20 protein-coding genes are annotated in these 21,294 nt (G+C 52.4%); 13 read left to right on the top strand and 7 right to left on the bottom strand.

The features are described from left to right. Position 1: 1 nt before the first annotated feature. The 10 genes from CLV80_RS17485 to CLV80_RS18765 all read left to right on the top strand — a co-directional run bounded on the left by CLV80_RS17485 (position 2) and on the right by CLV80_RS18765 (position 10,945). The gene (locus tag CLV80_RS17485) at positions 2-781 is read left to right on the top strand and encodes an ATP-binding cassette domain-containing protein (protein WP_106359232.1); all 780 of its coding nucleotides are present in this window, start codon (positions 2-4) and stop codon (positions 779-781) included. A 76-nt stretch (positions 782-857) separates the two neighbouring features. Then, the gene (locus CLV80_RS17480) at positions 858-1,970 is read left to right on the top strand and encodes a Gfo/Idh/MocA family protein (protein WP_106359231.1); all 1,113 of its coding nucleotides are present in this window, start codon (positions 858-860) and stop codon (positions 1,968-1,970) included. A gap of 4 nt (positions 1,971-1,974) precedes the next feature. Then, positions 1,975-3,897 carry a bifunctional 5-dehydro-2-deoxygluconokinase/5-dehydro-2-deoxyphosphogluconate aldolase gene (locus CLV80_RS17475; protein ID WP_106359230.1) on the top strand — a complete coding sequence of 641 codons (1,923 nt, stop codon included), beginning with the start codon at positions 1,975-1,977 and terminating at the stop codon, positions 3,895-3,897. A 7-nt stretch (positions 3,898-3,904) separates the two neighbouring features. Next, positions 3,905-5,749 (top strand): 3D-(3,5/4)-trihydroxycyclohexane-1,2-dione acylhydrolase (decyclizing), encoded by a 1,845-nt coding sequence (gene iolD / locus CLV80_RS17470; protein WP_106359265.1) that lies wholly within the window; start codon positions 3,905-3,907, stop codon positions 5,747-5,749. Positions 5,750-5,759: 10 nt separating this feature from the next. Further along, positions 5,760-6,671 (top strand): myo-inosose-2 dehydratase, encoded by a 912-nt coding sequence (gene iolE / locus CLV80_RS17465; RefSeq protein WP_106359229.1) that lies wholly within the window; start codon positions 5,760-5,762, stop codon positions 6,669-6,671. Beyond that, positions 6,664-7,458, top strand: coding sequence for a 5-deoxy-glucuronate isomerase (gene iolB / locus CLV80_RS17460; protein WP_106359228.1), 795 nt, complete (start codon positions 6,664-6,666; stop codon positions 7,456-7,458). The genes iolE and iolB overlap by 8 nt, the downstream gene beginning before the upstream one ends. A gap of 28 nt (positions 7,459-7,486) precedes the next feature. Beyond that, on the top strand, positions 7,487-8,269 hold the full coding sequence (locus CLV80_RS17455) for a TIM barrel protein (protein WP_106359227.1): 783 nt from the start codon (positions 7,487-7,489) through the stop codon (positions 8,267-8,269). Between the two features lie 282 nt (positions 8,270-8,551). After that, positions 8,552-8,968: a BAR domain-containing protein gene (locus CLV80_RS17450; RefSeq protein ID WP_133169796.1), complete on the top strand. Its 417-nt coding sequence runs from the start codon at positions 8,552-8,554 to the stop codon at positions 8,966-8,968. A gap of 60 nt (positions 8,969-9,028) precedes the next feature. Next, positions 9,029-9,298: a hypothetical protein gene (locus CLV80_RS17445; RefSeq protein WP_106359225.1), complete on the top strand. Its 270-nt coding sequence runs from the start codon at positions 9,029-9,031 to the stop codon at positions 9,296-9,298. A gap of 9 nt (positions 9,299-9,307) precedes the next feature. Next, a complete protein-coding gene (locus CLV80_RS18765; RefSeq protein ID WP_106359224.1) occupies positions 9,308-10,945 on the top strand; it encodes a S8 family peptidase in 1,638 nt (545 codons plus the stop codon). Here the strand turns inward: CLV80_RS18765 and CLV80_RS17435 are convergent. Further along, on the bottom strand, positions 10,942-11,565 hold the full coding sequence (locus CLV80_RS17435; protein ID WP_165793419.1) for a helix-turn-helix transcriptional regulator: 624 nt from the start codon (positions 11,563-11,565) through the stop codon (positions 10,942-10,944). The genes CLV80_RS18765 and CLV80_RS17435 overlap by 4 nt on opposite strands. A gap of 301 nt (positions 11,566-11,866) precedes the next feature. Here CLV80_RS17435 and CLV80_RS17430 point away from each other — a divergent pair, with 301 nt between their 5' ends. Genes CLV80_RS17430 through CLV80_RS17420 form a run of 3 tightly spaced genes read left to right on the top strand, consistent with a single transcriptional unit; the run spans position 11,867 to position 15,984 of the window. Beyond that, a complete protein-coding gene (locus CLV80_RS17430; protein ID WP_243394611.1) occupies positions 11,867-13,717 on the top strand; it encodes a tetratricopeptide repeat protein in 1,851 nt (616 codons plus the stop codon). A gap of 9 nt (positions 13,718-13,726) precedes the next feature. Beyond that, positions 13,727-14,593: a phosphatase PAP2 family protein gene (locus CLV80_RS17425; RefSeq protein ID WP_106359222.1), complete on the top strand. Its 867-nt coding sequence runs from the start codon at positions 13,727-13,729 to the stop codon at positions 14,591-14,593. Between the two features lie 2 nt (positions 14,594-14,595). Next, positions 14,596-15,984 carry a S8 family serine peptidase gene (locus CLV80_RS17420; protein ID WP_106359221.1) on the top strand — a complete coding sequence of 463 codons (1,389 nt, stop codon included), beginning with the start codon at positions 14,596-14,598 and terminating at the stop codon, positions 15,982-15,984. A 35-nt stretch (positions 15,985-16,019) separates the two neighbouring features. On the opposite strand, the gene CLV80_RS17415 is transcribed toward CLV80_RS17420, so the two are convergent. From CLV80_RS17415 to fghA, 6 genes are all read right to left on the bottom strand, one after another. Next, on the bottom strand, positions 16,020-16,577 hold the full coding sequence (locus CLV80_RS17415; protein WP_106359220.1) for a PQQ-dependent catabolism-associated CXXCW motif protein: 558 nt from the start codon (positions 16,575-16,577) through the stop codon (positions 16,020-16,022). Next, entirely contained in the window at positions 16,574-17,404 is an 831-nt protein-coding gene (locus CLV80_RS17410; protein ID WP_106359219.1) for a substrate-binding domain-containing protein, read from the bottom strand. Before CLV80_RS17410 ends, CLV80_RS17415 begins: the two co-directional genes overlap by 4 nt. Next, positions 17,388-17,864, bottom strand: coding sequence for a c-type cytochrome, methanol metabolism-related (locus CLV80_RS17405; protein ID WP_375342206.1), 477 nt, complete (start codon positions 17,862-17,864; stop codon positions 17,388-17,390). Before CLV80_RS17405 ends, CLV80_RS17410 begins: the two co-directional genes overlap by 17 nt. A 121-nt stretch (positions 17,865-17,985) precedes the next feature. Next, entirely contained in the window at positions 17,986-19,788 is a 1,803-nt protein-coding gene (gene xoxF5 / locus CLV80_RS17400) for a lanthanide-dependent methanol dehydrogenase XoxF5 (RefSeq protein ID WP_106359217.1), read from the bottom strand. Positions 19,789-19,909: 121 nt separating this feature from the next. Next, positions 19,910-20,335 (bottom strand): c-type cytochrome, encoded by a 426-nt coding sequence (locus tag CLV80_RS17395; protein ID WP_165793418.1) that lies wholly within the window; start codon positions 20,333-20,335, stop codon positions 19,910-19,912. 28 nt (positions 20,336-20,363) lie between these two features. Continuing rightward, the gene (gene fghA, locus CLV80_RS17390; protein ID WP_106359216.1) at positions 20,364-21,194 is read right to left on the bottom strand and encodes an S-formylglutathione hydrolase; all 831 of its coding nucleotides are present in this window, start codon (positions 21,192-21,194) and stop codon (positions 20,364-20,366) included. Positions 21,195-21,294 lie beyond the last annotated feature (100 nt).

The raw sequence follows: 21,294 nt of genomic DNA, 5'->3' as shown, positions 1-21,294 counted from the left end.
TATGACCAATCCTATTATTCATATGGAAGGCATCAAAAAGCACTTTGGAAACGTTATCGCGTTGAATGGTGTCACCTTTGATGTGTTCCCGGGCGAATGCCACTGTCTGCTTGGTGACAATGGCGCTGGGAAATCGACGTTCATCAAAACCATGTCTGGCGTTCACAAGCCAACCGCAGGAACGATCAATTTTGAAGGAAAGCCGCTTTCGTTTAATTCTCCACGTGATGCGATGGAGGCGGGGATTGCGACCGTATTCCAAGACCTTGCAATGATTCCGTTGATGAGCGTGACCCGCAATTTCTTTATGGGCCGCGAACCCACAAAGGGGCGTGGTATTTTAAAGCGGTTCGACATCGACGCAGCAAATGAAATTTGTGTCGAAAAGATGCGCGATATGGGCATCAACTTGCGTGCGCCAGATCAGGCTGTTGGTACGCTTTCTGGCGGCGAACGCCAAACCGTCGCGATTGCACGTGCTGTCCACTTTGGCGCAAAGGTGCTGATCTTAGATGAGCCGACTTCGGCGCTGGGTGTTAGGCAAACGTCGAATGTATTGTCCACAATTGCACGGGTCCGCGAACAAGGCGTTGGTGTCGTATTCATTTCGCACAACGTGCGACATGCGATGGCTGTTGGCGATCGGTTCACAGTGTTGAACCGTGGTCAGACGCTGGGCACCGCATCTAAGGGTAATATCACGCCTGCGGAACTGCAGGACTTGATGGCTGGTGGACAAGAATTGGCCACTCTTGAAGGGTCGCTTGGCGGCACTGTTTAGGTCCCCCCTGCGGGCGGTGGCCAACGTGGCCCCGCCCGCATTTTTTGACCTAACAGCATGAAGAAAGAAAATGCGAATGCTCGGAATGCCAAAGAAATCGTTGGGTGTTGCGCTAGTCGGCACAGGTTTCATGGGGAAATGCCATGCGATGGCATGGAACAATGTCGCTACCGTTTTTGGTGGCGCGCGCCCGCGTTTGGAATTGCTTTGCGATGCAAACATGGCTGGCGCAGAACGCCTTGCCGAACAGTATGGATTTCAACGGGCTACGGATGATTGGCGCGCAGCCGTAACTGACCCTGCTGTTGATGTTGTGTCGATCACCACGCCGAATGGCATGCATCGAGAAATGGCAGAGGCTGCTATTAGTGCAGGTAAACATGTCTGGTTGGAAAAACCGATGGCTTTGCGGTTGGAAGACGCACAGTCGATGGCAGATTTGGCCGCACTGCATCCAAACCAAGTCACGATGCTGGGATACAACTATCTGCGATCGCCGGCATTTCAGACGGCGTTGCAGATCATCGATAACGGTTACATCGGCACACCACACAGCTTTCGCGGTGTGTACGATGAAGACTATTCCGCTGACGAACACCTCCCATGGAGTTGGCGGATGACCCACGAGGCTGGCGGCCTTGGCGCCTTGGGCGACCTTGGCTGCCACCTTGTGAGTCAAATGTTAGCGTTGATGGGGCCGGTCAGTTCTCTAAGTGCGCTGACAAGTATTGTCGTGCCAGAACGCCCTTCTTCTGATGGTCCGAAGCAGGTTGAAAACGAAGATAGCGCGATGGCGATGCTGCGTTTCGCCTCGGGAGCGACCGGGAGCTTTGCAACCTCACGTGTGGCGCGTGGCCGGAAATGCCGGCTTCAGTGGGAAGTTCATGGTAGTGACGGCAGCATCGTTTTTGATCAAGAAAACATGAACGAGCTATGGGTTTGCAGCAAGGGAGAGGCCGGTTTTACCCGGCATCTAACAGGGCCTATGCAGCCGGATTTTGGCGCATTTTGTCCGGCCCCCGGCCATAACTTTGGCTTTAACGAACAAAAGGTCATTGAGGCGCGGGATCTGTTGGTCGCGATTTCAGGCGAAGAAAATAAAGGCCCCGATTTTGTGCAGGGGCTGGGTATTGAACGCATTATTCACGCGATGGCCGGATCAAACGGCCACGTAGTATCACTTGGGTAGAACGATGACGAAACAGCAACTTGATGTAATTACAATTGGTCGCGCAGGCGTCGATCTTTACGGATCTCAGGTCGGCGGCCGGCTCGAGGATATGGGGTCGTTTGATAAATATATCGGCGGTAGCCCTACGAATATGGCCTGCGGAACCGCGCGGCTTGGATTGAAATCCGGACTGATTTCACGTGTCGGTGACGAACATATGGGGCGCTTCATTCTTGAAGAATTAGCGCGGCACGGTGTTTCAATCGAAGGCGTGAAGACGGACCCAGATCGGTTAAGCGCGCTTGTGATTTTAGGTATCCGCGACGAAGAACAGTTTCCTTTGATTTTCTACCGTGAAAATTGCGCTGATATGGCGTTGTGCGAGGATGATATCGATCCAGAGTTTATCGGATCGTCGCGGTCTGTCGTCGCTACGGGAACGCATCTGTCGCACAAACGCACCGAAGCTGCGGTGCTGAAGGCGCTTAAGGTTGCCCGCGAAAAAGGTCTAAAAACGGCGCTCGATATTGATTACAGGCCTAACCTTTGGGGCGTTGCTGGACATGGCGACGGTGAAAATCGTTTCGTCGCCTCCGAGGCCGTCACCGCAAAGCTTCAGGAAACACTGCATTATTTTGACCTGATTGTTGGTACCGAAGAAGAGTTTCATATCGCTGGTGGTTCAACAGATACGCTTGCGGCGCTGCGCGCTGTACGCAAAGTGTCTGATGCGACGCTTGTCTGCAAACGCGGTCCAATGGGTGCAACCGCATTTGAAGGCGATATTCCGGATAGTTTAGATGGTGGACAAACTGGTCCGGGATTCCCAATCGAGGTCTTTAACGTTTTAGGCGCCGGGGATGGTTTCATGAGCGGCCTTCTAAAGGGTTGGCTGGACGGCGAAGATTGGGCGACAGCGCTGAAATATGCCAATGCTTGCGGTGCCTTCGCGGTTAGCCGCCATGGCTGCACACCAGCCTACCCAAGTTGGCAAGAGCTTCAATTCTTTTTCAAACGGGGCATTGTGCGAAAAGATTTGCGCAATGATGCAGAGCTTGAACAAGTCCATTGGGCGACAAATCGACATGGCGACTGGAGCACGGTACGCACCTTTGCTTTCGACCATCGGCTACAGCTTGAAGAAATGGACGGTTATACGCTGCAAAAGGGTGGCGCGTTTAAAAAACTATGTTTGCAAGCTGCCTTACAAGTCCAAGACGGTAAGCCGGGCTATGGCATTTTATGTGACAACCGCATTGGACGCGAGGCATTGCACTCCGCCTCTGGGACGGGGCTTTGGATAGGTCGCCCTACAGAACTGCCCGGTTCACGCCCGATCGAACTTGAGGCCGAACTGGGCGCCGATTGCGGTCAATTTAACCAGTGGGCTCGCGAAAATGTTGTGAAACTACTGGTTTTTTGCCACCCCGACGACGATGCTGAAACCCGCACAAATCAGGAAGCTGTGGTCAAACGATTGTTCACCGCGGCACGGCGTAACAAGCTTGAATTCCTACTCGAGGTGATCCCGTCGAAGGTGGGCGCTGTTGATGACGACAGTACAGCGACCTTAATCCAGCAGTTTTATGACGCAGGTGTCTACCCCGACTGGTGGAAGCTAGAGCCCTTTAAAACCGATGCGGCATGGCAAAACGCAGTAGATGCGATTGATCGAAACGACCCCAATACACGCGGAATTGTGGTTCTTGGCCTTGATGCGCCCGAAGATGAATTAGCTGCAAGTTTCGCAATGGCTGCGAAACAACCTTTGGTTAAGGGGTTTGCTGTTGGTCGCACGATTTTTGGTGATGCAGCCCGTGCGTGGCTGACTGGCAATATGACTGATGCTGAGGCCGTAGATCAGATGGCAACACGTTTCGCCAGACTAAGCCGTGTTTGGGATGAAGCACTTGCAGCGGCGGCTTGGCCAAGCAATGAAGGGTGATGATAAAATGACTGATACGATCCGGTTAACCGCTGCCCAAGCAATGGTGAAATGGCTAAGCGTGCAACACACCGAAACAGGTGAACGCTTTATCGAAGGCATCTGGGCGATCTTTGGTCACGGAAACGTGGCTGGCTTGGGCGAAGCTCTGGAGAAATCGCAAGCCGTATTCCCGACGTGGCGTGGGCAAAATGAACAGACGATGGCGCATGCCGCGATTGCCTATGCAAAGGGTAAAAAGCGCACGCGGGCTATGGCCGTGTCATCATCTATTGGGCCCGGAGCCACAAATATGGTGACGGCGGCTGCGCTCGCGCATGTTAACCGGCTTCCTGTTCTGTTTATTCCCGGTGATGTGTTTGCTAATCGCCGGCCAGACCCGGTGTTGCAGCAGATAGAAGATTTTGATGACGGTACGATAACCGTCAACGACTGCTTTCGGCCTGTGTCACGGTATTTCGATCGCATAACGCGCCCGGAACACTTGCTGACCTGCCTGCCGCGCGCACTTGCGACGATGACCGACCCAGCTACATGCGGTCCCGTGACCCTATCGTTTTGCCAAGACGTACAGGCCGAAGCGCATGACTATCCGGTTGCGTTCTTTGAACCAAAGGTGTGGCGCATCCGGCGTCCTCAACCCGACATGCAAGAGTTGGCAGATATTGCCGCGCTTATTAAAGCTGCGAAAAACCCCGTGATCGTGGCCGGGGGGGGAGTGATCTATTCCCAAGCCGAAGACGCGTTGAGCACGTTCGCGGCCAGACACCAAATTCCCGTAGTAGAAACACAAGCTGGAAAATCGGCGCTGGCGCAAAGTCACCCAATGAATTTTGGTGCATCTGGTGTTGACGGCTCTGCCGCTGCGAATTCTGTGGCGGAAGATGCTGATTTGGTGATTGGGGTCGGCACACGGTTCCAAGATTTCACAACGGGATCTTGGGCGTTGTTTAAACATCCGGACCGCCAACTGGTTTCGATCAACGTTGCTGCATATGACGCGATGAAGCATGGCGCGATCCCACTGATGGCTGATGCAAAAGTTGCGCTTGATCTCTTATCGGATGCCATTGGATCTTATAGAACGTCAAAGCTTGATACTGATGCACGCGTTGCATGGCTTGATGCTGTCACAGCACATTGCTTGCCACGCGATGACAGTTCAGACGGCGACCGCCCTATGGATTGCGAAGTGATCGGCGCAGTACAGCGCGCCACAGGTGAAGACGCCATTGCGATGTGTGCGGCAGGCACGATGCCGGGCGCATTAAAATTGCTTTGGCAACCCAGCCAAGGCGGTTACCATATGGAATACGGCTTTAGCTGCATGGGCTATGAAGTTGCTGGTGCAATGGGCCTGAAGCTCGCCTGCCCAGACCGAGAGGTCATCTGCTTTGTCGGTGACGGTTCGTACATGATGGCGAACTCTGAACTCGCGACTGCTGTAATGCGCAAAATACCGTTCACCGTCATTCTGACAGATAATCGGGGATATGGTTGTATTAATCGGTTGCAGCAGGGGTGCGGTGGCGAAGAATTCAACAATCTTTACAAAGATTGCGCCGTCGAACAGCAGCCAGAGATTAATTATGTGGCCCATGCCGCTGCTATGGGCGCACATGCGGTGAAGGCCAAAGACCTTGTTGATCTTGAACAACAGATTGCGACAGCGCGTTCACGAGACATTCCAACCGTCATTGTGATCGACACTGACCCGACTGTCGGGCCGGGCTTCGGTGATGCCGGTCATTGGTGGGATGTCGCTGTGCCCGAAGCTGGCGATAGCGACAAACAACAAGCCGCATATGAAAACTATCTCCAAAATTTGGCGCTTCAGCGCCTCACGAATTAATAGGCAGAACATGATCCAATTCGGCACAAATCCAATTGCTTGGGCCAATGATGATGACCAAAGTTTGGGCGCGGACATTCCGACCCAGCGCATTCTTGAAGAAGCGGGACATCTGATCGGCTTTGACGGTATCGAAAATGGGCATCGCTGGCCCGACGACCCCGAGGCGCTCAAAAACCTATTAGGCGGCTACGGGCTTCAGTTTATCTCGGGGTGGCATTCGCTGAATTTGCTGGCGCACTCTGTCGAGGACGAAAAAAAAGCAATCCAACCGCATCTGGATAAATTAAAGCACAACGGCTGCAAGGTTTGCATCGTTTGCGAAACGTCCAATTCCGTCCAAGGGCTTGATGCGCCGCTGGCATCACGCCCGATGTTAGATGACGTTGCTATGAATGAATTTGCCGCAAAGGTCGAGGAAATCGCGCAATACTGTGCGGATCAAGGGATATACCTTGTTTATCACCATCACATGGGCACAGTCGTTCAAAGCCCTGATGATATTGATGCGTTTATGGCCGCTGTCGGTCCCGCGACGAAGCTACTGTTCGACGCGGGCCATTGCTATTTCGCGGGGGGAAGCCCCGAAGCCGTGCTGAAAAAACATATCGCCCGCGTGGGGCATTTTCATGCGAAAAACGTGCGTCCCACTTTGCGTGCACGCGTTGAGAATGATGGAATGTCCTTCATGGATGGTGTGCGTGCCGGTGTCTTTACAGTGCCAGGCGACCAAGAAGGCGGTGTCGACTTTACGCCTTTGCTGCGCATATTGGCCGAGAATGAATATGACGGCTGGATCGTCATCGAAGCCGAGCAAGATCCAGATCTGCGTAACCCGCTGATGTACCAAACACTTGGTTTGCACACGCTAAAACGCATTGCGCGTGAAACCGGACTAATCGAAGGAAACAACAATGGCTGATCTTTTAAAACGCCCCTTTGGTGATCATGGAAAGGTGCATCAAATCACGCCCGAAAGCGCAGGCTGGCGGTATGTCGGGTTTGAACTGCTGCGGTTGCGTGCAGGCGAAGATGCGTCCGATGTTACAGGTGAAACCGAAGTCATTATTGTCATGGTCGAAGGTAAGGCAAATATCACTGCCGCCGGACGTGATTGGGGTGAGCTTGGCGACCGCATGAACGTATTCGAAAAATCTCCACCGCATTGCCTTTATGTACCGAACCGCAAAGATTGGGTGCTGAAGGCAACAACCGATTGCACGATTGCAGTTTGTAAGGCACCGGGGAATTCAGGCCATGACGCGCGCAAAATTGGCCCCGACGGAATCACGCTGACCCAGCGCGGCGAGGGATCGAATACCCGTTTCATCAACAACATCGCGATGGAAAATGAAGACTACTGTGACAGCCTGTTGGTAACCGAGGTCTTTACGCCCGCGGGTAATTGGTCGTCATTCCCAAGCCATCGTCACGACGAAGACGATTATCCCCGGATCACCTACCTCGAAGAGACATATTATCATCGCCTTAACCCCGCCGATGGGTTTGGCATCCAGCGGGTTTATACGGATGACCTAAAGCTAGATAAAACAATGGCCGTACATGATCACGACGTTGTCTGCGTGCCACGTGGTCATCACCCATGCGGGGCGCCGCATGGTTTTGAGATGTATTACCTCAATGTTATGGCAGGCCCATTGCGTAAGTGGCGTTTTGTGGCAGCCCCGAATGTTGAACACCTAATGTAAGGCCAGCGTGGTCCAAGGAGAACACGAAATGACGCAACCGTTTCAACTGGCCGTTTGTGCCGAAATGCTGTGGCCTGAAAAAGCGATTGATTGGCGCGCTGCACGCCTGACAGAACGCGGATTAGGGGTGGGATTATGGAACTACCCAGATCATGACCTAACAAAGCTCGCTGCCGTTGGTGCCAACTACACGATCATGAACGGCTATCTTGAGGGACGGTTGGCTGACGACGAGGGAGCAGATATACTGTTGCAATCTGCCTATGAAACGGCTCAAATCGGCAAAAACTTGGGGGTCGACCGTCTGAACCTTCATGGCACCGGGCTTGGTGACGGTGGTATCCCAATCTGGCAGCATGATGTTGTGGATGGCCCTATGTGGTTAAAAGCCCGCGATACGCTCAACCGTATTTGTGACATGGCCGAAGCCGAAGGCGTCGTTTTCACCCTCGAGAATTTGAACGGTCTTGACCACCCCGGTTGCCCGTTTGGTTCGACCGCGGATGTGTTGGCGCTAGTATCGTCAATCAATCGTCCACAGTTGCGCATTAATCTTGATCTTTACCACACACAAATCGGCGAAGGCGATTTGGCCCGCTGGTGCGAAAAATGCCTGCCTTGGATCGGAGAAGTCCAAGTGGCCGATAATCCGGGTCGTTGTGAGCCCGGCACAGGTGAAATCAACTATCACGGTGTGGCCAACGCTCTTGATAAGCTGAGATATAACGGCCCGGTCGGCATGGAAGCATTTGCCTTGGGCGATAGCGACGCTGCTGTGGATGCGTTCGTGAACGCGTTCACACTTCGATAGAGGTTAACGGTCGATCAGCGGTACAACATCAGACGGATGTTGTCCGCAGCGCGTCAAATTGACCAAAGACTATGCCGCTGGCGATCCAGTCCAGCGCCATGGGGATTTCGTGTCGGAATTTTGAACGCCTATTCTCGAAAAACAAACCAAAGATCGCGGGTTCTAGTCTCATCCGCGTCACATTTTTCTCTAAAGAGAGTGAACCTCTCTCCTTTGATTGTTCGAAAAACTAAGGGCCAAGCGTTTGGCGCACTTAATTTCAAACAGTCAAAGGAGACAGAAATGTCTAGTACTTATTCTCAAATGGAATTGAACGAAATGGCCGCAGAATTCGCTGAAATGGATGCTGAATTTGCGGAGTTTGGGCTTGAAGAAATGGACAGTGAACTGTCCGAAGCATTTGCGGAACTTGATGCGGAACTTGATGCTGCAGGCATTAGCGAGCTTGGTTTTGACACGGCGTCGATCGGCGAACTGGCTGACAATGAATTCGACCAACAGTTCATCGGAAAATACCTTTATAACAAAGCCCGCAAGCTGATCGCGACGATTGTCCGTCTCGTGCGCCGCTATGGGAAATGCTCCAAATGCGTTCCGAAGGTTTTGAAAGCAGTGCGTTATTTCAAGGCGAAAAAATACGCATCTGCGATCCGTGCCGCTTACGACGCGTATCGCTGCATCAAGGCATGCACCAAATAAAATTCCGAACTAACGCGCGGCGCTCTATTTGAGCCCGCGCATATTTTTCAGGAGAAGACCATGACCCGCACCTTGATCAGAGACGACCTACAAGACATTGACACATTTTTCAGCGAATTTTCATCTGAAGCATCGACTGATGACCTATCAACAGACGCATCAATCGAATTGCTGATTAATCAGCTCGAAGCCAGTTTTGACACGGCCGAAGCGCTTTCATCAACGCAGCCAGAAGAACCCGAAGACCTGCGTGTTCAGGTCCAAGACCTTGCCCGGCGACTGGAAAGCATCGCAACCGAGCTAGCCCAAATTAATCAACAGTTACAATAGGAGGTAGCCATGCCAGAAGTTGGATCCAAAAAGGACAAAGCTCAAACGCAAAAATACATTTTGGGCAAACCCTCTATCACCCCGGCAAACGTTGACGAAGTGGATCTCGAAAAACTAAGTGTTGAACTTGCCGGAAATGTCGCAGCATTTGCGGCTACGGCAGACGGCGACACCGACAAAACGGCCCCTGCTTTCGAAGTGATGCGCCACCCAGACACGAATGACATCCATACGTTAACTGCAGAACTGACCGAAGAAGGCGCCGATAAGCTGAAAAGCAAATATAAAGGTGCATTGCTTGTTGAACCGGATCATCAGCTTTTCATGCAAACTGCGGAATCTACGTTCGAGATGAGTCAGCTGCCAATTACGGCAGCAAACAGTAGCAACGAACTCAAGATTACATTGAAGGTTGTCGACGAAAATGGCGCACCGGTTGCGAGCGCCCGTGTCGATTTAGCCGGAGAGGTATGGTCAGACCAACAAATGACGAATGCCCAAGGTCGGGTTGCGCTTAAACTATTTGGTGAAACGCTCGACAGTTTGACAGAGCTGCGGATTAAGCCAGCACTGGATCATTGGAGCCGGATCATCCAACAGCCCGCGTTTGCGGCAAAAGAAAACACGGTAACCGTCACCAGCCTACCCGCCAGTTTGGATGCGCCACAGGTAAATCTTTGGGGCAACGATGCGATTGGGAACGTCGAAATGCCTGCGTCAGATCGCATTCGCGTTGCGGTGATAGACAGCGGTTTTGCGGATGGCCACCCTGACGTTGTCGCTGCAGGCGGTCGTGGCTTTGCCGTCGAAGGGAACCCCGAAGAAGACTGGAAAACTGATGACAGTGGGCACGGTACGCATGTCGCTGGAACCATTAGCGCACTGAACAACGGAATAGGGATGCGTGGTGTTGTTGACCGCGTCGATGTTTTCGCCTTGCGTGTCTTTCCCGGTGCAAGCTTTTCAAAGCTCATTGCCGCGATTGACGAAGCTATCGCGCTAAAGGTCGATGTGGTGAACATGTCGTTGGGCGGGGCAAATCAAAGTGACCTACTACAACAACGCATGCAAGCCGCCAGAGAAGCCGGTATATTGTTGGTCGCAGCTGCGGGTAATAGCGGCGGGACTGTCATGTATCCCGCAGCCTACCCCGAAGTGATGGCTGTGTCTGCAATCGGTAAATTTGGGACCTTCCCAGAAGACAGCTTTCATAGCCGCCATGTAACGGACCATGTGACAAGTGACGGGTCCTGTTTCGCCGCGCGTTTCACATGTCGCGGGCAAGAGATCGATGTCTGCGGTCCGGGCGTCGCAATTGTATCGACGCTACCCGGACCTGGCTTTGGCAGCTATGACGGGACATCGATGGCATCACCACATGTCGCCGGCGTCGCCGCAGTTCTGCTTGCTCAGCGACCAGACATTCATGGAATGCCACGCAACGGTGCACGCTCAAACACCCTGTTCCAAGCAGTTCTTGGCAGTTGCCAGTCGCTTGGGCTACCGGCTGAATTGCAAGGGCACGGAATGCCTACTCTGACCGCGGACAATATTAGCGCGCCGCCCTCGGAAGACGGGATGGATGTGATCGCAGATCTTATCAAAAAGGCATTGGACGCTGCAAAGACGATCAAAGAAACGACTTAACTTAGCATTTGACCGTGTTCAAAATGCTCTGACCATCCAGTTTTAACAGCTGCGATGGCCAGAGCAGTTCTATTGCGTGCGCCCGTCTTGCGCATAATTGATTTTAGGTCGCCTTTAATCGTTGTAACAGGAACCTGCAGGCGCATCGCAATTTGTTTATTCTGTTCGCCTTTCAGCAAGTGGCCTAGAATACGCCCCTCGCGCGCTGTTAGTTTCGTCTGAAGTGCGGCGCCATTTACTGAAAATTCGGTTTCCTTTACCAAAGTTTGCAACAGGTCAGCCGCTCCGTCAGGTAAAATCCGCTGACCGTCAGCAACCAGTTTCAAATAATGAGATATCGCATTGACCGGCACAGCCGACGACAAGCATCCCGCGCAGCCAATTTCGAACAGCCGCGTCAGCAACTGCGCGTTATATGACGGTACAATCAGCAGCGACCTAAACGCATGCTGTTTCCGATGATATGCGGCCAGCTCTTGAATAAAGGCCTCGTCGGGTTTTGTGACCTCTAGCACCGCGATATCTATGTCTGGTCGTCGAATATTTGCCTGCGTCATCAAATCTCGTATGGATGTCGCTTGAGCAACGACCGCAAATTCAGAGCGATTTAACTCGGTCATTAAGGCTTGGTTGAAAAAAGAACTTTTAGAAATAATTGCGGTATTAAACATAGCAGGCTCCCCAAAATCATAAGAAGGTTCCTATCGAAAGCCCTGTTAGAAAAACGTGACTGCCACATTAACGCCGCGCATAACGCAGGTATGGAAAGCCGTACTATTCGATTTTCAAAATGAGAGTCTAAAATCGTTCACTAACGCAAGCCGCGGTAACTTATCGCGATGCCTATAAATTATATAACGTTTCACTAACGCCGCCTATTTCACAGTGATTCTGCATTTTGCGAAGAAGTGGATAAGTGCTTTGATACAATCATTTGAAAAACATAAAATTTCAAAAGGTGCTGCGCTGACTTCGCACCTTGGCACAGTTTGTAAAACTGTAGACGATCAGAACCTATGTCGCCCTTCAGAGCATTCAGCCGATGCAGATAAGCGTGACGGCTATTACGCCAAGCTATTCGTAGTTGGCCCCATATCCCTTACTGACGCAACAGGCCAAAACCGCACCCCGCGTAGTAAAAAGGCAGTCGCGCTGCTCGCGTTATTAGCACTCGCGCCCAGACGCCAACGAACCCGGGTATGGCTACGTGATAAACTTTGGAGCGAGAGCGACGAGCGAAAGTCGTCGACCAGTCTACGGCAGGTCATTTTTGAACTTCGCCGTGATTTGGGTGGATTGTTTGACGCAATAATTGCGCTCGACCGCCATACAATCACGCTAAAGGATGACCGGCTATGGATCGATTACATTGCCGTTCAACAGGATGTCTCTCAGATGTCGACCTTGAACATCTCGCCGGACACTACATTGCTAGAAGGGATCGATATTCGCGACGAAGAGTTCGAAAATTGGCTGCTTCTTGAACGACAAACATGGGTAAGAAAGTCTGAACAGTTGATCGCCGCGCGCGACGAAGCACCGGTCAATGTTCCGCAAAAAATTGACACCCGACAGGTCACAGTGCAGCCGACACAGCGAACACTACGTATCTCTGTGGGCATTCTGCCAAACATTCAGCAGGGCTGCGATACAAATACGGCTCATGTTGCTGATAATGTGCTTGAAGGAATAGCCAAGAACCTGTGTGAACTACACCCACTGGACATTTATGACTTTCGTGATTCCTCGGCCCATTCGGATGCTTTGGCAGGTGCGAGCGATACTGATTATTACATTCGCGTCCGAGCGCTCCAAATACGCGAGTCTTTGACGCTGACGTTCTTTTTCTACCAGGCGACACGCATGTCGTTGGAATGGAGCCAGTCTATTCAAACTTCTGTAGCCGATGTGCTGGATTGGGACAGCTACGTTATTTCAGGTTTCGTCACACAGAATGTCGACCGCATATCGAAATCCATAACAGATCAGGCCGGCAACATCGGCACGCATTTAGATCAGTCACAGGTCGCGGGATATACGGCCTTGAACATGATGTTCCGTTTGGACCGCATGGCGCTCAACAATGCCGAACAGCTGCTTTCTTCCACGCGAGACACCCAAAACAGCGCACTATTCTCAGCGCTTCGTGCTTATTCTGCCTCGTTCAAAATTGGTGAAAACCTTGGGATTATTGACGCAACTACTGTCAGCGACACCGTCGAACTCGCGCAAGATGCGCAGAACAAAAACCCATTTAACGCCATATCGCTTGCCTGCTTGGGGCATACGATGGGCTATGTATTTCGCGACCATGCTATGGCTGGTGCGTTAATCGAACGGGCTTTAAACCTGAATCGCAATCAAGCCTTTGTTTGGGACCACTACGCATTACACAAGCTGTATACCGGTGACTACAAAGCAGCCCATAGCGCGGCCCAACGGGCGGTTTATTTGGGCAGTTACAGCCCTATAAGCTATAGCTACGACACAACGCTTGCGATGACCGCGACGATGCTTGGCGATCACCGCAAGGCAATCGTATCCAGTCAAAACGCGCTCAAGAAGCAACCAAAATTTTCGGCTGCCATGCGGTATTTGTTGGTCAATCTTTCAGACACTGGACGCATGACCGAAGCCGCCGATGTTTATCACGACTTGCTGCGTATCGACCCTGACTTTGGAGACCCGAGCGTTCAAAAAGAACGCTTTCGGCTCGGGGAAAACCCGAAAGAAGCAGATTTTCTCGAAGCAATAAAACGATGCTCACATTAGGAGAACACTTTGGATATTCATCAAATTCTGACAAGTAATAGCTTTACGGTCACGCCAACTGGGTTGCGATTGAACGAAGATACTGCACAACCTATGGCCGACTTAGCCACGGCCGCGACTGCCGGCGGGGCGTTGTCACTGCTGGCACTGAACCGCAATCGGAACCGAAACAGGAACCGCAATCGTAATAGAAATCGTAATCGGAATAGAAACCGGTCTCTTGAAACTGTTGTGGGCGGTACGTTGCAGGAACCTTGGAAGGAACGTGAAAAGCTACATTCGCTCATCAATGAATGGAACAACCTACCTATTCCATTGCCGCCTGCCCCCGAACAATTGCGCCGCGAAGCAATTGACCTGCTGACCAAACAACACCTGCTCAAGACAACGCCCGAGCAACTACGTCGAGACGAAATTTTCAGAGAAGCCGAGATTGAGCTATCTGGGTATCTGCGTCCTCTTGGTATCGAAAACGTCGGTGGATACGAGGCAACAGAGCATTTATTCCACCTCGTCTTAGTACTAACTGACGAAATTGGATTACGCTATAAAGACCGTTACCGCGTTCTGCGCCCGAACCAGATCGAACCGCGCCTTCGGCCCGTGTTACCAAACCCACCACATCAGTCGTATCCGTCAAACCACGCGTTTCAGTCATTTTCCATCGCATTTTTGTTTTCGCGAATGCTGCCCGAACATCCGGCAAGCTCGGAGTTATTCAATAGCGCACGAAGGATCGCCGAAAATCGAGAGTGGGCAGGCCTGCACTACGCGTCCGATACCGATGCTGGCTATAGATTGGCGCGCATGGTGACGCCGGTGATGGAGAAAGTGTGCAAAGCCCAAATGCTCTCTGCACTACAAGAGTGGATTTAGAAATGACAAAAATTGAAACACAACTGACTGGTACAGAAATCTATCCTCAGTATGATGCGTTATGGCACCTGAAAACGTTGGGCGTGCTTGGCGAAAACAATGCTCCAAATGGATGGCGCGCGACCCAACAATCCAAACCGACACGGATTGCCGTGATTGATACATCGGCCGCCATTGATCACCCAAATCTTGTCGGGGCGATAAACACCGAACTGTCTTTGGATCTGTTTTCTGCGCGACTGGGTTCATTTCCATATTTGCCAGCAAATCAAGAATCCATCGGTGACTTAGAGCTAAACTGGGCAACGAATATCGCAGACGGATTGCCACATTCCGTTCGCTTATTGGCAGAATTCATTGACCGCCTTTCGCACGGATCGAAACCCCACGCGGATATGGTTCAGCCTTGCGTTTCGCCGTCGTTTTCAAACCATGGAACAAGCATTTCCGGGCTGGTTGGCGCGCGCCCTTGTGTGTCGACCCAGACCTTAACAACGGGTCATGCCATACCAATCGCGCTTCCTTACTCTGGTGTTGATCCGATGTGTGAGATTGTTCAAATCTCTACAAATTTTGATCCCAACCCCGAAGGCCTGATCTTGGCATTTTTGTATGCGGACTTAATCGACGCAGACGTTGTGCTTTTCCCGCGCAATATCGCGGACCCAACGCGCACTGTGCCAGAGCTGGGTGATCACACTGTCGACGGTGTCGCGCTCAATGATCTGGTGCGGCAAGTCTCAAGCGACGTTGACGATAACAATGCTTGGTCTGAACTTGCCCAACTTATTGAAAACGTGTCCCAAGCCCGCCCGGTGGTATGTGCCGCTGGGAATTCGAATGAAGACAACGCAATTTATCCCGCAAATTTGGCATCCGAACACAACGGAATTATTTCTGTCGGTGCAATCAATGCAAAGGGGCATCGCAGCAGCTATTCAGGTAGTCGGAATATTACTGTTTTTGCTCCGAGCAACGACGCCGAAGTCTTTGACCGTAACGAAGTGCGTTTGGACGAACAAAGCCCAGATTACGATCCAACAGGCGTCCCTGCCAATAATAGTAACCACATGTTTTCCAGCTATGATGTGATCAGCACTGACGTGCCCGGCCCTGCCGGTTATTCTGGCAGCCCCTATCAAAGCGCGTCTCTTAACAACACCATGCGCGAATTTGGGTCTTACTTCAGCAGGTTCGGCGGGACATCCGCGGCCTCGGCCCTGATTGCAGGGTTCTTGTCGTTGGCGAAATCCACTGGCCGCAGCACGCTATCGACAGGAGTTGGCGCTAAGACATGGCTGATCGCCCAGTCCCACGAAATTGGCGTAGACGACGAAAAGCTTGCGGTTCCTTGCTGGTCCGGCGAACCAACTTTTCCCGATAAGGTATGATCATATCGGAATGACGCGCGGGGTCTCTTGATGCGTTATTCCCGCGCTCCAAATCCGGGGACAGGGAATATCTCTTCGGTGGGGTGGTTTGCCTTGCCCCACCCGTCGGTGCCATCCGGAAACCAGTAGACGTGTTTGTAACCCAATTCGGTGACCGCGCGCTTCGCAGCGTTCCAAGACATCCAACATTCGCTGAGGCAAAAAAACACCACTGGCGCTTTGGGGTCACTGTTTGTCGCCTGCGCCATCTCGGCTTCGAAATAGCCGACACTGACTTGCGCGAGTTGCCCGTAGCCGACGTTTGGCAACCATATCGCACCGGGTATCGATAATCTGGGCTGTTCGCGCCAGACGGTGTCTTTTGGTAACTCGGCTGGCTTTGGTGCACGCGGCAACACATCGATAAACACCGCATGCCCTGTCAACCACAATGCGTGGGCCACGTCAACATCAACGACTGTCGCACCGGTCAGTGTATTGGGAACCGGCGCGCGGTATTGCTCCATCCGATAGCTATCGGGCTCTGGCACTGTTTCGGCGATGCTTGGCGCTGGTAGCATCAGCAAGAATGCAAATGCTCCTGCGCGCATCATTGTTCCAGTTCCAACAGACCGGTACCCATATCGTTGATGAGAGGGACACCAGCATCACTCAGGATAGTATTGATTTCAGTCTGATTGCGCCGGATGAGCGAATTCAGTTGTCGCTGCCATACCTTTTCACCCTGTCGCACACCCATTGTGATACGAAAGAACAAACGCGGCGGCATCGTTTCTTTGACCAGCGGTGTGACTTGAAGGTCTGGGTAATCGGCCTTGACCAGTGGTCCGGCAATTGGCCCCCAGATCAACGCGCCGTCTATCTCTCCTGTGTTCAGGTCATTCAGCATATCGGGGATCGGGGATTCATGACGCCGGTCGACAACCAGATTGTATGCCCGCGCATCAGCGATCAGCCCATTACGCGCAAGATGTGTCGCAGGGGGCGAACCGGCGACGACGCCCAGATGCAGCCCCTGAAGTCGCGCATCTGACAAAGTGTCGACATCAGCAATCGCGCCATCTCGTTTTGTGACCAGAGTATACGCGGAGGTAAAATAGTGGTTGGTGTTCAACACCATTTCGTGCCCTTGCGCATATCCGATCACAACGTCGCATTTGTTCGCACGCAAAGTATTGCGAATAAAACCCGTGGACATCGGATACCATTCATATTGAACCGGAAGCTCGAGCTGGGCCGCGAAGAGTTCCGCCAGCCTGTTTTCGAACCCATTTTCATCGCGATCAGACATGGGTGCGTTTGCCGGGTCAGCGCAAACCCGAAAGGCCGTCTTGGACACAAGATCAGAGGTTTGCGCCTGAGCAGTTAGACCGCACAGCGCAATACCTATGACCAAAAGGCTTTTAGCCCAAACACGCATTCTCGTCCTCGCGAATTACGTCGGACTTTGCTTCTTTGGCTCCGGGGCGTCCGCGTGGAACGGCCTCGACTCCGCGCGCCTTGAGATAGACGTAGATATCATCAAGGTAGCACATGACATTTGGGTTATCACCAAACGCTGGCATGACCGAGTTTTCGGCAGCGTTGATGCGCTGGCGTCCGTTCACCACGACATCCACAAAATCGTAATAGTCCATTTCGATCGCCGAGTTCTTAAGTGCGGGTGCATAGCTGGACCCTTCGCCTTCTGGCCCGTGACATACGTGGCATTCAGAATGATAGCGACGGAAGCCTGAATAGGTCAGCCAATCAATGGTACCATCCTCAGTAATGTTGAAGGTCGGGATATCTTCTTCGGTATAGTAGCGCCCGTCTTCACTATAGGCGGCGTCGATGTTTGTCATATCGTCTTGGGCGAATGTCGCCTGACCGACTGACATAAGGGCTGCAGTTCCCAGCGTGAGTGCGAAGTTGCGCATTAGTTTCTGACCTCTAAATCTGAGCAAGCGGACCGGCGCAGGCCGTGTGGTTGCGCCGGTCCATGTTCAACTTTGCGTACCTTTAGTCAGGCAGTGCAAAGACTGTCATTTGACCACCAAGAGCGGTGTAATCGCTAAGCGCGGCATAACCACCCACAGCACCAAGACCATCGTTCGGGTTGGTCAGACCAGCCGCTAGACCGATACCAGCCCAGCCCCCAATACCTGACAGGATCGCAACGTATTGCTTTCCGCCTTGGGTATAGGTCATCACGTTACCGATGATGCCTGATGGTGTTTTGAACTTATAAAGCTCTTCACCGGTCGCAGCGTCGACAGCTTTCAGGTAACCTTCCAGTGTACCGTAGAACACCACGTCACCAGCTGTTGCCAGCGCACCAGACCATACAGAGAACTGCTCTGGCAGTGACCAGACGATTTCGCCTGCTGTGTTGTCCCAAGCGATAAAGTTACCCATACCACCGTGGCTGTCAGGAGCAGGATACATCGCAAGCGTCGCACCTACATATGGTTGACCGGCAGTATAGCTCACCCGGAATGGTTCGTAGTCCATGCAAACGTGGTTTGTTGGAACATAGAACAGTTCGGTTTCAGGTGAATAGGCCGCTGGTTGTTGGTCTTTTGAACCAAGAGCCGCAGGACAGATGCCAGTAGAGTTCACATCTTCGCCGTTTTGTTCAGTGGAGTATTCGGCCACAACAGCTGGACGCCCGTAGGTATCAGAGTTGGGGTCCATATCCACACCCGTTGTCCAGTTAACGGCGGGATCGAACTTTTCAGCGACCAGCAGTTCGCCAGTGATACGATCAAGCGTATAACCCAGACCGTTACGGTCGAAGTGTGTCAGCAGCTTGCGCTCAACACCGTCGATCTCTTGGTCGGTCAGGATCATCTCGTTGATGCCATCAAAATCCCACTCATCGTGAGGAGTCATCTGATAGAACCACTTGGCCATGCCTGTGTCAGCATCGCGTGCCATGATGGTCATAGACCAACGGTTGTCACCCGGACGCTGCGCAGGGTTCCATGTGGATGGGTTACCTGTGCCATAGTAGACAAGGTTTTCATCTGGATCATACGAGTACCAGCCCCATGTGGTGCCGCCACCGATTTTCCACTGATCACCTTCCCAAGTATTAAGACCGGAATCGACGCCAACAGGTGTACCCAGATGGGTTGTCATCTCTGGATCAACAAGGATGTCGCTGTCTGGACCCATTGAATAGGCGCGCCACGCTTGGCTGCCGTCCGCAATGTTATACGCTGTCACAGAACCGCGCACACCAAATTCACCACCGGAAATACCAACGATGATCTTGTCACCAACTGGCAGAACTGTTGCGGTGTTGGTTTCACCAACGGCTGCATCACCGTTCATGACGCTCCATTCGACCGCACCGGTGTCTGCATTCAAAGCAACAACAGTGGTATCCGCCTGGTGCAAGAAGATCTTGCCATCCGCATAAGCCACACCACGGTTAACCGTGTCACAGCACATAACCGGAATAACATCTGGGTCTTGCTTGGGTTCGTATTTCCAGATGATCTTGCCTTCATCGGTCAGATCAAGCGCATAGACGATGTTCGGGAAAGGCGTGTGAACATACATCACATCCCCGATCACCAATGGTGAACCCTCGTGGCCACGCAGAACACCTGTCGAGAATGTCCATGCGACCTGCAGATCACCAACGTTGTCTTTATTAATCTGATCCAGTTCCGAATAGCGCTGGTTCGCGTAATCGCCAGTCTGGATAGCCCATTGATTAGGATCATCCATCAAGCTCATCAGCTCATCATTTGCTGACGCCATGACCGTCGAGCTTAGAAGTAAAGCCGCGGCTAAATATTTTGTCTTCCTCATAGTAACCTCCCTAAAGGTATCATTGCTGGATCCGACCATCCCTGCCGTCCAGCGCCCGGATTTCACGGGCCGTTCCCATGGGCATTAATACCGATGGGTATCTCGCATTCAGTCGTCCCTCCTACTCTGAAAATGTCGCCAGATAGGCGATTAGGTTTGCGCGGTCCTCCTCTTTGCGCAAACCGGCGTACGTCATTTTTGTGCCTTCGATGTAGTCGCGTGGCTTGGTCAAAAACGCGTCAAGCGTCTCTGGCACCCACACCAGTTCTTCGGCGGCAGCAAATTCGATCATTGCGGGCGAATAGTCGAAATCTTCGGCAATAGCGGCCGCACGACCAACGATCCCGTTCAACACAGGTCCGGCTTTTGCCTCGGCACCCTCACCAACGGCATGGCAGGCAGCACAGCGGCGAAAGACGCGTTCACCCGCAGCAGCGTCACCAGTTATTTCAAAGGCCACTTCTTCAGCGTGGCTTTCGGCGGATGCACCGCCGGCCATCGCAACACCTGCGACAATCGCTAGCCCTATCAGTGATCTTGTTTTCATGGTCTATCTATTCCTCGTCCCTTTGAAACTAGTAGTCGTGAAGCCGTTCCGCGTGCCAAGTCACGTGATCTTCGGCAAAGCTGGAAACAAAAAAGTAACTGTGATCGTGCCCGTCATGCGTACGCAAAACACAAGGCTGACGGCGACGTGACGCGGCATCTGCAAATGCCTGTGGCCGCAACAAGTCGATGAACTGGTCGTCAGCACCTTGGTCGATCAGAATGTCGCCATGCCAACCAAGTTCAGACATCAGTATTGTAGCATCATATTGGGCCCATGTGGATTCATCGTCGCCCAGATAGGCGCTAAACTGTTTGCGACCCCAGTCAGATTGACTTGGGTTCACGATGGGCGAAAACGCAGAAAGCGACGTAAACAACTTTGGGTTTCTCATTGCGATGATAAGCGCGCCGTGCCCGCCCATTGAATGCCCTGTGATCCCATGCCGGTCGTTGATCGGCAAAGCGCCCTGCAGCAGGCTCCGCAGCTCGCTCACGACATAGTCGTACATCTGAAAGTGCGGCTTCCACGGGCCTTGCGTTGCGTTCACATAGAACCCGGCGCCCATTCCCAAATCATAGGCTTCGTCATCTGCAACACCTTCGCCACGCGGAGACGTATCTGGAAATACCAAAGCAATGCCATGTTCAGCGGCATGTTTCTGAAATCCGCCTTTGGTCATTGCATTATCATGGGTGCAGGTCAGTCCAGACAGATACCAAAGCACCGGAACAGACTGCGTCCGCGCTTGCGGCGGCAGATAGACCGCAAAGGTCATCTCTGTCCCGCACACCGATGACTGGTGTTTGTAGACTGACTGCTGCCCATCAAAGCATTTGTTGCGAGAAACGAGTTCCACGACCTAGTATTCCACGACAGCGCGAATTGATTTTCCTTCGTGCATCAGGTCGAAGCCTTTGTTGATGTCTTCGAGCTTGAGCTTGTGGGTGATCATTGGG

Origin of the sequence: Yoonia maritima (assembly GCF_003003285.1) — a bacterium.
Classification (GTDB): Bacteria; Pseudomonadota; Alphaproteobacteria; order Rhodobacterales; family Rhodobacteraceae; genus Yoonia; species Yoonia maritima.
The sequence above is the reverse complement of the archived record's forward strand: the minus strand, read 5'-3'. Positions and strand labels throughout refer to the sequence as shown.

Excerpts from the sequence above, each read along its gene's own strand:
- CLV80_RS17455 (WP_106359227.1), top strand. The coding sequence starts at position 7,487 with ATGACGCAACCGTTTCAACTGGCCGTTTGTGCCGAAATGCTGTGGCCT.
- CLV80_RS17480 (WP_106359231.1), top strand. The coding sequence starts at position 858 with ATGCTCGGAATGCCAAAGAAATCGTTGGGTGTTGCGCTAGTCGGCACA.
- CLV80_RS17420 (WP_106359221.1), top strand. The coding sequence starts at position 14,596 with ATGACAAAAATTGAAACACAACTGACTGGTACAGAAATCTATCCTCAG.
- CLV80_RS17415 (WP_106359220.1), bottom strand. The coding sequence starts at position 16,577 with ATGATGCGCGCAGGAGCATTTGCATTCTTGCTGATGCTACCAGCGCCA.
- CLV80_RS17475 (WP_106359230.1), top strand. The coding sequence starts at position 1,975 with ATGACGAAACAGCAACTTGATGTAATTACAATTGGTCGCGCAGGCGTC.
- CLV80_RS17445 (WP_106359225.1), top strand. The coding sequence starts at position 9,029 with ATGACCCGCACCTTGATCAGAGACGACCTACAAGACATTGACACATTT.
- CLV80_RS17485 (WP_106359232.1), top strand. The coding sequence starts at position 2 with ATGACCAATCCTATTATTCATATGGAAGGCATCAAAAAGCACTTTGGA.
- CLV80_RS17405 (WP_375342206.1), bottom strand. The coding sequence starts at position 17,864 with ATGTCAGTCGGTCAGGCGACATTCGCCCAAGACGATATGACAAACATC.
- iolE (WP_106359229.1), top strand. The coding sequence starts at position 5,760 with ATGATCCAATTCGGCACAAATCCAATTGCTTGGGCCAATGATGATGAC.
- CLV80_RS17450 (WP_133169796.1), top strand. The coding sequence starts at position 8,552 with ATGTCTAGTACTTATTCTCAAATGGAATTGAACGAAATGGCCGCAGAA.
- CLV80_RS17435 (WP_165793419.1), bottom strand. The coding sequence starts at position 11,565 with ATGACCGAGTTAAATCGCTCTGAATTTGCGGTCGTTGCTCAAGCGACA.
- CLV80_RS18765 (WP_106359224.1), top strand. The coding sequence starts at position 9,308 with ATGCCAGAAGTTGGATCCAAAAAGGACAAAGCTCAAACGCAAAAATAC.
- CLV80_RS17395 (WP_165793418.1), bottom strand. The coding sequence starts at position 20,335 with ATGAAAACAAGATCACTGATAGGGCTAGCGATTGTCGCAGGTGTTGCG.
- iolB (WP_106359228.1), top strand. The coding sequence starts at position 6,664 with ATGGCTGATCTTTTAAAACGCCCCTTTGGTGATCATGGAAAGGTGCAT.
- xoxF5 (WP_106359217.1), bottom strand. The coding sequence starts at position 19,788 with ATGAGGAAGACAAAATATTTAGCCGCGGCTTTACTTCTAAGCTCGACG.
- CLV80_RS17410 (WP_106359219.1), bottom strand. The coding sequence starts at position 17,404 with ATGCGTGTTTGGGCTAAAAGCCTTTTGGTCATAGGTATTGCGCTGTGC.
- iolD (WP_106359265.1), top strand. The coding sequence starts at position 3,905 with ATGACTGATACGATCCGGTTAACCGCTGCCCAAGCAATGGTGAAATGG.